12 protein-coding genes are annotated in these 13,013 nt (G+C 72.6%); 2 read left to right on the top strand and 10 right to left on the bottom strand.

Annotated elements, in window-relative coordinates:
* The first annotated feature begins 15 nt into the window (after nucleotides 1–15).
* On the top strand, nucleotides 16–456 hold the full coding sequence (locus AB4030_RS00980; RefSeq protein ID WP_442277301.1) for a hypothetical protein: 441 nt from the start codon (nucleotides 16–18) through the stop codon (nucleotides 454–456).
* Between the two features lie 77 nt (nucleotides 457–533).
* Nucleotides 534–2,117 carry a Rieske 2Fe-2S domain-containing protein gene (locus AB4030_RS00985; RefSeq protein WP_442277302.1) on the top strand — a complete coding sequence of 528 codons (1,584 nt, stop codon included), beginning with the start codon at nucleotides 534–536 and terminating at the stop codon, nucleotides 2,115–2,117.
* A gap of 64 nt (nucleotides 2,118–2,181) precedes the next feature.
* On the opposite strand, the gene AB4030_RS00990 is transcribed toward AB4030_RS00985, so the two are convergent.
* The 10 genes from AB4030_RS00990 to AB4030_RS01035 form a co-directional block, all read right to left on the bottom strand.
* Nucleotides 2,182–2,826, bottom strand: a complete 645-nt coding sequence (locus AB4030_RS00990; protein ID WP_442277303.1) for a sugar transferase — start codon at nucleotides 2,824–2,826, stop codon at nucleotides 2,182–2,184.
* Nucleotides 2,823–3,800 (bottom strand): hypothetical protein, encoded by a 978-nt coding sequence (locus AB4030_RS00995; protein WP_442277304.1) that lies wholly within the window; start codon nucleotides 3,798–3,800, stop codon nucleotides 2,823–2,825. The genes AB4030_RS00990 and AB4030_RS00995 overlap by 4 nt, the downstream gene beginning before the upstream one ends.
* 32 nt (nucleotides 3,801–3,832) lie before the next feature.
* Nucleotides 3,833–5,056, bottom strand: a complete 1,224-nt coding sequence (locus tag AB4030_RS01000) for a lipopolysaccharide biosynthesis protein (protein WP_442277305.1) — start codon at nucleotides 5,054–5,056, stop codon at nucleotides 3,833–3,835.
* A 61-nt stretch (nucleotides 5,057–5,117) separates the two neighbouring features.
* Nucleotides 5,118–6,368 carry an O-antigen ligase family protein gene (locus tag AB4030_RS01005; protein WP_442277306.1) on the bottom strand — a complete coding sequence of 417 codons (1,251 nt, stop codon included), beginning with the start codon at nucleotides 6,366–6,368 and terminating at the stop codon, nucleotides 5,118–5,120.
* Between the two features lie 71 nt (nucleotides 6,369–6,439).
* Complete coding sequence (locus tag AB4030_RS01010) at nucleotides 6,440–7,441, bottom strand: phosphotransferase (RefSeq protein WP_442277307.1); 1,002 nt, start codon at nucleotides 7,439–7,441, stop codon at nucleotides 6,440–6,442.
* Nucleotides 7,438–7,860, bottom strand: coding sequence for a hypothetical protein (locus AB4030_RS01015; RefSeq protein ID WP_442277308.1), 423 nt, complete (start codon nucleotides 7,858–7,860; stop codon nucleotides 7,438–7,440). Before AB4030_RS01015 ends, AB4030_RS01010 begins: the two co-directional genes overlap by 4 nt.
* A complete protein-coding gene (locus AB4030_RS01020; RefSeq protein WP_442277309.1) occupies nucleotides 7,857–9,035 on the bottom strand; it encodes a glycosyltransferase in 1,179 nt (392 codons plus the stop codon). The genes AB4030_RS01015 and AB4030_RS01020 overlap by 4 nt, the downstream gene beginning before the upstream one ends.
* The gene (locus AB4030_RS01025; RefSeq protein WP_442277310.1) at nucleotides 9,032–10,159 is read right to left on the bottom strand and encodes a hypothetical protein; all 1,128 of its coding nucleotides are present in this window, start codon (nucleotides 10,157–10,159) and stop codon (nucleotides 9,032–9,034) included. The genes AB4030_RS01020 and AB4030_RS01025 overlap by 4 nt, the downstream gene beginning before the upstream one ends.
* Nucleotides 10,156–11,496, bottom strand: coding sequence for a hypothetical protein (locus AB4030_RS01030; protein WP_442277311.1), 1,341 nt, complete (start codon nucleotides 11,494–11,496; stop codon nucleotides 10,156–10,158). The genes AB4030_RS01025 and AB4030_RS01030 overlap by 4 nt, the downstream gene beginning before the upstream one ends.
* Nucleotides 11,497–11,519: 23 nt before the next feature.
* Nucleotides 11,520–12,983 carry an RtcB family protein gene (locus AB4030_RS01035; RefSeq protein WP_442277312.1) on the bottom strand — a complete coding sequence of 488 codons (1,464 nt, stop codon included), beginning with the start codon at nucleotides 12,981–12,983 and terminating at the stop codon, nucleotides 11,520–11,522.
* Nucleotides 12,984–13,013 lie beyond the last annotated feature (30 nt).

Raw genomic sequence — 13,013 nt, forward strand, 5'->3', positions numbered from 1 at the left:
AAGCGGGACGACACCATGAGCCACTCGACCACCACCTCCCGCCGCTGGCAGATCCTGCTCGGCATCGCGCTCACGGCGGTGCTCGCCCTCGGCGCGGCGTTCCTCGCGAGCGGCGCGTCCCAGGCCGTGACCCCGGCGCCGCGAGCCGCGACCAGAGTGCCGGGCCCTCCCAGCGACTGCCCGGCCATCGGCCTGCTCGTCGCCGCCGCCGTCACTGCCACCGCGCCCGGCGCCCCGCCGAACGTGGTCACCTCGGCCCTGAGCCGAGCCGCCTCCTCGGCCAGGGCCACGGCATCCGACGACGCCCGCGAGCTCGCCCAGAACCTCGCCGACGACCTCACCGCCTACCGCACCACCCTCACCACCCCGTCGGAGACCTCGGCCCAACGGCACACGGACATCGGCGCTGCCCTCCGCAGCGACCTGACCGCCCTGCGCCACTACTGCGGACTCTGAGGCTCCGTCAAACGACGTAGAGCGCGGTCAACCCCACGCCGGTTTCGGTCACGGGCACGACGGCGGATCGTCGAGGAATGAACGGACCCCTCGTCACCTCACTCGGCCACGCCGGCCTACGCATCGACGCACCGGCTCTGCGGATGCTGTGCGACCCCTGGATGTCGCCGGGCGGCGCCTTCCTCGCCTCCTGGTTCCCGTTTCCCGACAACGCCCACGTGCGCACCCCGCAGGTGCTCGACGCCGACTGGGTCGCCATCTCGCACGAGCACCTCGACCATCTCGACCTGCCTCTCCTGCAGGGACTCTCGCCGTCCGTGCGCCTCGTCATCCCGCGGTATCCCTCGAGGGAGATGCGCAACCGCATCGCCGGCGCCGGCATCCGCAACGTCGTCATCGAGCTCGACGCCTGGGAGCGCTTCGCCCTCAACGACCGGGGCGACTGGGTGACGGTCATCCCCGAGCTCAGCCCGATGTGCCACGACGCCGCCATCCTGATCTATGTCGACGGCCACGCCGTGCTGCACACCAACGACGCGCGCCTCAGCGTCAGCCAGCTGCGCCGGGCCGCGGAGGAGGTCGGCCGGCCCATCGACGTCATGGGGGTGCAGATGTCGGGGGCCTCCTGGCACCCCATCTGCTACGACTACCCACCCGAGGTGATCGAGCGGATCAGCGCCGAGAAGCGGTCTGGCAAGTTCCGGGCCGTGACGCGGCTGCTCCGCTCGGCGCCGCCGAAGATCGTCATGCCGTATGCCGGACCGCCGGCCTTCCTCGACCCCGCCGTCGCGCAGCACAACCCCACGGCGCAGCACCCGGGGATCTTCCCCCACCAGGGCCAGACCCTCGAGTTCCTCCGGGAGCGGCTGCCCGGCCAGACCGCGCTCGTCCTCCTCCCGGGCGACCGGCTGCACGCCGGCTCGGGCGAGGTCGAGCGTGACCCGATGTGGGCCGACTTCACCTTCGACGACACCTCCGACTACCTGCGGGCGTATGCGCAACGCCGAGCCGACGAGATCGCCGCGGTCCACGCCGAGCTGCCCGACCCCGAGCCCGACAGCCGGCTCGCCGAGCGCTTCCGCGAGCACTTCCTCGACCTCGGCGCGCTGTCCGACTACTTCCTGCAGCGGATCGGCATGACGGTGCGCTTCGAGGTGCTCGGACGCGCGGGGGGCACGTGGGATGTGCGTCTGGGGCCGGAGACCACGGAGGTCGACCTCAGCCCGAGCGACCGGGTGCCGGGCTACCACCTCACCGTCGAGGCTCGCTGGCTGAACGCTGTCCTCACCGGGCGGGCCCGCTGGGAGGACCTCTTCCTCTCGCTGCGGATCCGTGCCAGCCGCGAGCCCGACGTCTACAACGACTACCTCGTGGGCCTGCTCAAGCACGCGGACCAGGACGCCCTCGAGGCGGTCGAGGACTACGAGACGAACCGTGACCCGGCCGAGACGGTGGTGCTCAGCGAGGGCGATCGGGAGTACGTCGTGAGCCGCTACTGCCCGCACGCCGGTGAGGACCTCCAGTACGGCGGCATCATCCACGACGGGGTGCTCCGCTGCCTCGGTCACAACTTCGAGTTCGACCTCGCGAGCGGTGCGTGCCTCAATGCCAGGTGCGACCCCCTGCAGGTGACTCGGGCGACGGCCCCGACCCTCCAATGACCCGCGCCGAGCCCCCGACAGCCCGGCCTCGTCGAGGCGCGTGCTGTCGGGGGCTCGGCGCCCGTCACTGCGGCCGCAGCAGGTAGACCGCGGTCTCGAGCAGGACGAGCAGGGTGCGGGCCAGCGACGGCGCCCGGAGGTAGTCGGCATCCAGCTCGACGCGACGCGGCACGATGGTCTGGAGATACCACGCCTCGGGGTCGTGGACGGCACCCTCGAGGAGCGCGGCGGCGCTCGGTTCGAGCACGCGCGAGTCACGCATCCTGATCTGGGCGGGCCCGGTCAAGCCCGGGGTGTGCTCGAGCACCCACCGGCACTCAGGCGGGTAGCGCCGCGCCAGCGCGACGGTCTCCGGTCGCGGCCCGACGAGCGTCATCTCGCCCCGGAGCACGTTGAGCAGCTGCGGCAGCTCATCGAGCGACGTGCGACGCAGCAGGGCCCCCACCCTCGTGACCCGGGCGTCGTGACCCATGGTGATGTCGAGCCCACGGCCACCGCTCGTCATGGTGCGCAGCTTGAGGATGGTGAAGGGTCGACCACCGGCACCGACGCGCTCCTGACGGAACAGCGCCGGCCCGGGACTCGTCGCGCGGATGGCGACCACCGCCGCCGCCACGAGCGGCGCCGTGAGCACGAAGGCGATCGCGGCGACGACGACGTCGACGGCTCGACGAGCGGCGCTGACGCGAGCGGCGTCCGACGGGCTCACCCCGTCCCGGCGGCGACGAGGACCGCGTCGAACTGGCTCGCCACCGCGGCCACGTCGTGTGCCCGATCGACCTGGTACGTCGAGGGTGTCATGTGTGTCCACAGCCGCACTCCTTCCTTCCGCCTCTGCTGCAGCGCACGGGTCAGTGCGTTCGGTGCGCCCTCGGGGTCGGTGAGCGTGACGAGCTCGCCCTGGTACTTCTGGGCCCAGGTCCAGACGTCGACGGCCTTCGCTCCCGCGGCGATCGGGATGTCGACGTAGGTGTGCACGTCGGCCTCGGCCTGGGCGGCGTCTCCGGTGTACGACCCCGGGTGGGCCAGAGCCTTGCGCGCCTGCAGGGTCACCCGTGATCCCCACCGGCGCATGGCCTCACGCCAGCACTGCCGCATCGCCTCGTCCCTCGAGGTTCCCTGCGCGACGTACCAGCTGTCGCCCTGGAGTCCCGTGCTGAGGTCGATGACGTCGACCCCGGACGCGGCGTAGCCGTCCACGGCTTCGAGGCTCGCCCCGGGGTTCGCGGCGCCGGCGTTCGCCCCGCACATCCGCATGGCCGGCGTCGACGTCGGGGTCCACGACAGGCACCCCAGCTCGGGGACGACGACGTCGATGAGCACCTTCGTCCCCGGCGACGCGGCGTGGATGTCGGCGACGGTCTGTCGCACCATGGCCGCCGCCTGCTCCTGCGTCGTGCCGTCGTGGTAGCCCAGCTCGTCGGCGATCTTGATGCCGGCAACTCCCGGGCGACGCGCGAGGGCGAGATCGATGCCGAGCACCTGGTGGTAGCGGGCCGGGCCGGCCTGGTAGGCCTTGACGACGTCGGACTCGATCCAGACGCCGGTCCCCCTCGCCCGGAGGTCGTCGACCAGCCCCAAGTACCTGCGGTCGGGCGCCGTCTGCGTCCCGACCGGGATCGGGCCGGGTGACGCCTCGTCGGGCACGGCGTGGCTGCATCCGCCGGCCAGGAGGGCCGACATGAGGGTGATCCCTGCCAGGATCCGTCCCAACGTCATGGGACCCGTGCCGTGAGGTGTCGCACGACGAGCAGGGTGCTGAGGTCGGTGACCAGGTAGGCGATGGCGCTGGCCACCGCCGCCCCGATCACCCCGAAGTCGGGGATGAGCAGCACGTCCAGGCCGAGGGTGGCGAGCAGGCCGACAGCCTGCAGCACCGAGTTGGTGCCGGGGCGCCGGGTCCCGAGCAGGTAGCCGCTGGCCAGGCCTCCAGCCGGCGACGCGACGAGGCCCACGGCGATGATGGCGGCCGGCACGACGGACTTGACGAACTCCTGGCCGTAGAGGGCCGGGAGGAGGGGGCCCGCGGCGAGCGCCAGCACGACGGCGCCGGCGATGCCGAGACCGATGAGCCACGGCAGCTGTCGCCGCACCAGCTTCGCGGAGCCGTCCGGTCCCAGGCGAGCCATCTGCGGGTAGCTCACCCAGGTGACGGCGAGCGCCGGCAGCTTGACGAGCTCCGCGAACTTCGACGCCACGGCGTAGATGCCGAGGGGTACCGGGCCGGCCAGGTGTCCCAGGATGAGGAAGTCGAGGCGCAGGTTGAGCAGGTTGACCAGGCCACCGACCTGACCGAGGAAGCCGAACGACACGATGCTGCGGGCGAGGCCCCGGTCCGGGCGCCCGGTCATCCGCATCCCCCGGCGGTGCACCTGTCGCACCAGTCTGGCCCAGCCGGCGCCGGCGACGACGACGTCCGCGACGATGAGCACGACCACGAGCAGCAGGGGCCCTCGAAGCCCGAGCAGGTAGGCGGCCGCGAAGGCGGGAATGAAGGCCGCCTCCTCGGCAGCGGTGACCACGTTGGAGCCCCGCCGGTCGTCGAGCCCCTGCAGGCTCGACTTGGCGACCGCGAGTGGCAGCTGGGTGCCGACGCTGACGCCGGCGAGGACCATGACGAGCGTGCTCGTCGTCGGGAACAGGAGAGCGTGGATCGCCGGCATGAGCAGGAACCACGCCGCCATGCCGAACCCGACGCCCGCGGTGAGCACCGCCAGGATCGTGGGCCACAGGCGCGCTTCAGTCGAATGCGGCCCGGCGAGGAAGTAGCCCATCGCGCCGGGCAGACCACAGGCGGCCAGGACGCCGACCAGGCCGGGCACGACGCGGAGCAGGGCCAGCAGACCGACGTCCTCGGCGCCCCCGACCCGCGCGACGAGGATCGTGCCGAGCCCCAGCGCGACCACGGCGACCAGCCGGGCCGTGATGTTGTCGAGCACGGCCCGTCCGGGGATTCTGAACCGGCGCGGCCCGCGGACGGGGCCCACGTGGATGCCCATGTCATCGCCTCTCGGACGGACGGGAGGAGTCGGCACGGATCAGGTCCAACCCGGCGAGCAGGCCCAGGAAGGCCCACAGATGGCGGAAGTGCAGCACCTCGTAGAACAGGCCTGCGACCATGAACGACACGGCCATCGCGACGAGGAACTGCGGCGCCGGAAGGAGATCCCGGACGGCAGTCGTCTCACCAGCGCGTCCGGGTCGTCCCGCGACCCGGGCCAGCCGTGCCGAGATCGAGGCGATCAGCACGACGAGACCGACGCCGCCGAGGACCCCGAGCTCGACGAGCGTCGCCATGTAGTCGTTGTGTGCCTCCTTGACGTACGGCGCCGGGATCGCAGCGAGGGTCGGCTCCGTGCGTCCCGGTCCGACGCCGACGAGGGTGCCGTTCCAGAAGAGGCGCTGGCCCTCGGCGAAGAGGACCTGCCGGTCCTGGCTCGAGGAGTCACCGCGACCGAACGAGTCGTGCAGGACCGGCCCACTGGAGGCAGCCTGCTCCTGCAACGAGGTCCAGTCGACCGACGTGACGAGGAGGCCGCCGACCAGGGCCACGGCGCACGCAAGACCGGTGGCCGTGATGGGGCCACGCGACCTCCACGAACCGACGATGGCTGCCACCCCCACGCCCACCACCATCCCGAGCATGGCGCCCTGGGAGCCGGTGAAGACCACCGCGAGCACCAACAGGATCACCGCCCCGGCGCGCAGCCAGCCACGTCGCGGGCACCGGGAGGCGAGGACGAGGAAGAGGCAGGAGACGAAGTAGTTGCCTGCGAGGTTGGGGTCGCCGAACGTCAGGGCCGCCCGCGAGCCGTCGCGGTCGGTCTGGCCGGCCAACCACGAGATGCCGGCCAGGCGGCCGACGACCAGCAGTGCCGCGCAGACGATCCCGCTCCAGCACCAGCTGCTGCACACCAGGCGCACGAGCGAGCGGTCGGCGCGCACCGCGTTGGCGATGACGGTGACCCAGAGCAGGAGGAAGAGGTCCTGGGCGAGCACGGCGGTCGAGCGGATCTGCAGGGTGGCCAGTGCGGCGACGGCACCAGCCAGGATCATCAACCACATCCCCGCGGCATACGGCACGTGCAGTCGCACGCGGTTGCGCGACAGCCAGAGGAGAACGCCCAGGATGGCGAGGACGATGGGCAGGTCGGCGGGTGACGTGTTGCCGAACCCGGACGGCGCCAGGAGCGGCATGCACGCGACGGCCGCCGCTATGACGCGGCGCAGGGACGGCGACGCCGGCGTCACAGGGTGGTTCCTCGCCCAGAGCCTGGGCGCCGTTCGGGGCCCTGCGGTGTCCGCACTGCGGACCACCGTCGTCATGACCCCACCTCCGCGAGGAGAAGCGCATGCGCGCGGGCGAAGTCCGGTTCGTCGCTCGTCGCCGCCGCCTGGCCCAGCCCGACCAGCAGGGCGTCGCGCCATGTCCGCGCGGGGAGCTCGCACCCCGGGCCCGACGTGACGAAGGCCGCGACACGGTCGGCGTACCAGCCCTCCCCCCGCAGCAGGTGCCGGACGGGTTCACCCCAGGCACCCGCCCGGAGGCCGGCATGGCCGTGAACCGGGGCGCCCGCGCGGGTGTGGCGGTCGAGGTAGAGGGTGTAGGCCAGGGCGAAACGCACCCGGTCCCACAGCGGAGCGGACCCGAAGCGCGTGTGCTCCCAGTCGACGACGCCGGTGACCCGCAGGCCCGAGCGGAGGATGTTGCCGCACCAGAAGTCACCGTGCGTGACGTGGCCCGTGTCCAGCTCGCCCACGCGCTCTCGCGAGTCACGGCATACCTGCGCTGCCGCATCCCCCAGGCCGTCGGGCCAGCGGCTCGACAGCAGGGCACCGCAGTCGGGCTCGGACACCGGCGGGACCGCGACACCGTGCAGCTCGGCGAGCCACGCCGCCGCCGCGTCGAAGTCGGCCTCGACGGCGCGACGACGACCGGTGTGGTGCCAGCGGTGGTAGTCGACCGAGAGCGGGCGCCCGTGCGAGACCGTCGTCACGAGCATCGTTCCCGTCGCGGTGTCGTGCAGCGCAACCGCACGCGGGACCGTGCCGCCGACGAGCCCGGGGTCGAGCTCGGCGAGGCGCTCGAGCGCCGCAGCCTCGGCACGCACCGACCTCGCGGCGCCGGGCGTCAGGGCGACCTTCACCGCCAGGACGGGCGTCCTCGCCCCGGGCTGCGTCGCCATGACGACCGCCTTCGGGTTGTCGTCCCGCGACATGGCCACGATGGCCAGCCGGAGCGACCGAGCGCCCAGGTGCTGCCGCAGGACGGCCTCGACGGCCACGAGGTCGGGTGAGCCCGGCAGGCGGGTCGAGGTCGTCATGGCCGGTGGGCGATGACCATGCGCCCGGGCACGAGCCGACCCACCCACCCCACGAGGGGGCGGTGCCGGCCGAGCAGTGTCGTCGCGGTGATGAGGAGAGCGCCTCTGGAGCGCCCGGGTGGCACGGTGGCGAAGGCGTTCCAGAACCACCCCATGCTCTCGACGGCGTCCTCGACGACGAAGGCCGGCGTGCCCAGGTCCGGCAGCACGACGAGCTCACGGTCGACGACGAGGCCCGCATCCCGCGCCAGCCGCCGCAGGCGGCGGGCACTGAGGCGCCGGCCGTCGAGGAAGACCAGCTGCTCGCCGGGCGACAGGTGCGGGATCGCCGTGCCTGAGGCAGGTCGCGTGCCGTGGACGTGGACCACCGGGGTCCCCTTCGGCACGAGGAGGGCCAACGCGGCCTCGAGCGCACTCACGACGCCCGGCCCCAGTCGGGCAGGGGGGTCAGGACCGGCGGCCGCTGGCCCGCCGGCTCCGGGGTGTAGACCTCGCACAGGGTCGCGCCCAGCGTGGTCGCGTCGTAGCGGGTGCCCAGCTGCGCGCGGGCGTGCTCCGCCCAGGCCGCCGCCTGTCGCGGATGGGTCAGCGCGTGGTCGAGGGCTGCTGCGAGCTGGCCGGCATCCTGGGGTGCGACGAGCAGCCCGGTCACCCCGGGCACCACGACGTCCGAGACGGCGTTCACCGATGTCGCCACCACGGGTATGCCGCACTCCTGGGCCTCGACGATGGCGCACGGGAGGCCCTCGTAACGACTCGACATCGCGAACACGTCGAAGGCCGGCAGCAGCTGGGGCACGTCATCGCGGTTGCCCAGCAGCAGCACCCGGTGCTCGAGGCCCGCGCTCCGCGCACGACGGGCCGTCTCCTCGAGGAGGGGACCGCCACCGACCCACACCAGCACCGCTGGAGTCGTCATGCGGCCCAGCGCCTCGAGCATGACCTCAGGAGCCTTCTGGAAGTCCATCCGCCCCACGGTGCCGACGACCGTCGCGTCCTCCGGCAGCCCGAGCAGCGTGCGGGCCCGCGCCCGGGAGGCCGGCGACACGGTGACCGGGGCCGGTTCGACGGCAGGCCCGATCGTGACGAGCTGTTCGGGACGCACCACCCGCCGCCGGAGGGCCTCCACCGCGACACCGGTGCCGACGGCGAGGTAGGCGTCGGTGATGCGGGCCAGGGCACGCTCGGTGCGGATGTAGGCCTGCCGTACGGCGGCGGGCTGGAAGTCGTGCCAAGGGAATCCGTGCAGGGTGTGAACGATGCGAGGGACCCCGGCCCTCGAGGCCGCGACGCGACCCAGCACGCCGGCCTTGGCGCTGTGGGTGTGCACGACGTCGAAGCTCTCGGACCTGAGGAACCTGTCGAGCGACCTGAGGGCACGGGCGTCCAGGGTCGGGCTGATCGGGGAGACGAGCTCCGGCACGACGACGACGTCCACACCGTGGGCGCGCGCTACGTCGAGCAGGACGTCGCCCGAGCCCACGACGAGGGTGCTGCTGTAGAGATCCCTTGGCAGGCTCACCGCTCCGCGCACGGCGACGCCGCCGGCGCCCGCCACGCAGCGGGTGATGATGTGGGCCACACGCTGACTCATCCCTGAACTCCTGTCATCCGCGTGCTCACAGCAGGGCGGTGGCGGTCGGTCTCGGTGGCGGCCTTCGTGGCGGCCTCCGCGACAAATTCCGTGGTGGCGCTCGGCGCAGCGACGGTGCTCTCGCACAGGTCGACGATCTCGGCGAGGGCCGTCCCCGGACGCGCGGGGAGCATGACCTCGAGGCAGGGAACGGACCGGGCGAGCCGCTCCGCCTCAACGACGATCGCCGGATGAGCCGGCCCGAGCCCGGTGCCCAGGGCCAGCGTCGCCGAGAAGGCCCAGTAGCGGCGCAGCTCGCCTGCCGCGTAGGTGCCGGCCACGAGGGCGCGCGCGGCCACCGCTGGCGGGACCGGGCGAACGGTGGGCCGCTCGGCGGTCCCCCGCCGTAGGACGAGCAGCAGCGAGGGCCGGATCGCGTGCTGGCGACCTTCCCAGGGCTGCTCCACGCGGCCGTGCGGCATCGTCCGGCGCAGGGCCCTCGCCGTTCCCGCGTCGACCCGACGGGGTTCGGGCAGCCCATGGAGTCGCTCGCCGTCGTAGGTGCAGAGGTTGTCGCTGACCGGTGCCCCGTCGTCGTGGGCGAGGCTCCCCAGCAGGGTCGACTTGCCCACGCCGCCCGGCCCGGCGAGCACCACACCGTGGTCCCCCACCCGGGCGGCCGAGACGTGCAGCGGCACGGCGCCGCGCACAGCGGCCCACCACAGGGTCGGGTACTGCAGGAGCGCTGCGCGCCAGAGCAGCTCGGTCCGGCCCGGCGCCGCGAGACGCAGCGCCCGGTGGGTCGGCCCCGGGCGGGAGCGTGCCGTGACGGTGAGCGCCTCCGGCGACGGCTCGACGAGCAGGTCGAGGCCGCTCCCGCACGCGTCGGCGAGCACCACGCGACGCCCGTCCCCCCACGCCCCACGGGTCAGGGGGGTGAGACCAGAGAGCTGGAAGGGGGCGTGCGAGGACTCCACGCGCACCACGACGTCGGGGGTGCGCCCTGCTTCGGGGGCATCCGACCGCTGCGGGTGCTGTGCCGGTCGTGGCGGGTCGCCCAGGGCGCGGTCCACGAGGTTGCGCCAGGCACGGGACCCCGACTCCACCTCCACCGTCAGGCCGCACGACTCGGCTCGGCGGCTCACGACATCCCCCGCATCTTCTGGCTGCTGAGGGCGCCGAGGTCCTGCTCCAGCGGGTCGGGCGCGCTGCTCGGAGGCGCCGTGGGAGCGACCGGGGTGATGGGTGGCCGGGCGTGACGGCCGCCCTGCGCGAGCGCCGCCCGGTCGAGGAGGCGCCGGCGCCGGAAGGTGAGCACGCCGACGATGGGCCAGCCCATCACCGCTGCGTGGCGCGCCACGTCCTCGAGCTTGCGCTGTGACTCGACCGCCGGGCTGAGGGCGATCACGACGGGGTCGCTCGGGTGGCCGAGCGCGGGCCCTCTGCCCTGCAGCGTGACGGCCGCGTCCGGCGCATGCTCGACACGCACTCCCGTGAGCGTCTCGAGCTCCAGGCAGATGCGTGCCGCCCACTGGTCATACCTCTTCTCGACCGGGAGCAGCAGGATGGGCCGTCCGGCGAACCGCGAACCGACCACCCTCGCAGCGTTACCGAAGTCGCGCAGGCTGCGGGCCCCCTTCGGACCGGAGAGTGCCAAGGTGGGCAGGTGCCCGAGCAGGGGTGCGTCGAGCTCGGCCGCGACCCACCGCCGACCCCGGACCTGCGGGTGGATCGCCTCGAGGATCGCGACGCAGCCCAGAGCGAGGATGAGGGCGGCGAGGGCGGCCAGCGCGACGAGCTGCGGCACCTTGGGGCCGACCGCGTCGGGCAGCGCGGTGGCGGGATCGAGCAGCCCGATGCTCGAACGCTGCGTCGATGCGAGGAGCAGGTCGGAGCGCTGGCGCAACAGGTCCGTGAGGGTGGGGGCCATCGCGGCGATCCGGGCCTGGAGCTCGAGCACCGTTCCCGGTGGGGCGACGGCCAGCTGCCGGATCAGACCGTCCCGCTCCTTGGTGAGGGAGTCGATCTGCCGGTTGAGCGAGCCCATCTGGGCCGCGTCGCTCTGCCGCGAGGTGTTGGCGTACCTCAACGCCTGCTGCACCAGGGAGTTCGCGGCGATGATCGACCGGTTCCTGTTGTCCGTGGTGACCACCACGTCGTTTACCGTGGACACGCCCACCCGGGTCACGTCGATCGAGTGCGTGGCGAAGAGCGTCGGGTCGCCCGGGATCCCCGCGGCCGCCATGGCCTGACGGACCATGTTGGGGGTCGTGATGACACCCTGGAGCCACTGCGTCGCCGCGTCCGCCTGGACGTTGGTGCTGGCCAGCCCGCCGGACATCTGGACGCGGGCGACCGCCTGGTACTGGGACTGCTGATGGGCTCCGTAGAGCCCGGCCGCCACCGCGGGAACGATGACGAGCAGGCCGATCAGCCACCAGTAACCGCCGATGACTCGACGGAAGGCCTCATCGATGCGCATGTGACTTCTCTTTCCGGGCGGGACTAGTGCAGGACGGCGAACGGTCGCATCCGCGCAACGGGTCGGACGATCCGATGGGTGGACAGCACCGACATCGCCGCGTTGACGCCGGCGTCGTCGAGGTGCGGCGCCTCGGTCGGTGCGGTGTCGTCGTAGCGGAACCGCAGGGTCGATCGCCCCGCGGGGTCGGACTGGGAGGTTCCGTTCTTGGCGAACTGGTCGATGACGGTGCCCGCTCCGTGGCAGGCGGAGTGCAGGCTCTGGCTGCTCGAGCTCCCGGCGACCGCGAGGTACGAGGACGTCCGGTGCGTGCCGGGGAGGAGGACCGCCTGTCCCGTCTGCGCGAAGGTGGTGCCGGGTGTCATCAGGTGGGCCGGGTAGGCGCGGCACGAGTTGTGGCGGTGCACGACCGCGCGCTCCCCCGCGACGTCCTCCTCGTAGATCGAGTTGTGCGGGGAGTCGACGACGAGGCTGCCGGGCGCCCCACCGAAAGCGTCCGCCGCCAGCTGTCGCAGCGCCTGGTACGTGGCCATCCGGAAGGCATAGCCGTAGTTCATCGCGGCAGCGTTGGCCAGCATGAGCCGCTTGCCCTCGTCGGAGTCGAGCTCGACCGGTGGGCACGCAGCGGTGAAGAAGAGGCGCATCCGCTCGCGGACCTGTTGCGTCGATCGTGCGGTGGCGAGGTGGAAGAGCGGCTTCTGGACGGCCATCGCGGCCCTCATGACCCGGGCGGTGTCACGCCGCCGGGCGAACAGGTGCCCGATCTCGCCGGTGAGAACGCCACCGCCGGCGTGGTACTGCAGGGTCACCTGCCCCTCCCGGATCCCGAGGAGCCGAGCCGCCTCGGGATCGAGGATCTCCTCGACCTCCTGCAGCTCCACGAAGTGGTTGGTCGGGCCCACGGTGCCGAAGCGGAGCCGGGCCAGCTGCCACGTGAGCGCCGGCATCTCGGCGACGAGACGCTCGCTGCCGCCCCACCGCGAGAGGTCGATCCTGCCGCCCTCCTCGACGCGCTCGAGCTCGGCCGGGTCCACCCCGTTCCGCTCGACGGCGAAGGCGGCACCCTCGGTGGCCGCGCTGACGACCTCGCGGTAGGACAGGTCGCGCCGGTTCGTCGTCGGGTACGGGTAGCGCTCGCGCACCCGCCGGTAGAAGTCGCTGACCGCGGCGGCGGTCGGCCGGTCGCAGTTGAGCGCGATGAGCGCCATCCCGCAGTTGACCGACGAGCTCGTCAACGTCGGGCGGATCGTGCCTGCGGTCGCCACGGCGATGCTGGACGGCATCTCCATGGCTGACTTGTGGTGGAAGTCCGGCAGGACAACCGGGGGTGCCGCAAGATCCATGCCGAGCGTCGCGGAGTTGAGCGACGCGACCAGGTCACGGTCAGCAGGAACGTGGTCGCTGTCGAACACGCGCGCGCCATGGTGACCGGTTGTCGAACCGCCCTGTGGCTCGTCGGCGCGACCCGCGATGACGTTGATCTTCATATGGCCAACCTGTCTTCAGAGTGGGTGCCG

This window comes from Terrabacter sp. 2YAF2 (assembly GCF_052114705.1).
Taxonomy (GTDB): Bacteria; Actinomycetota; Actinomycetes; order Actinomycetales; family Dermatophilaceae; genus Terrabacter.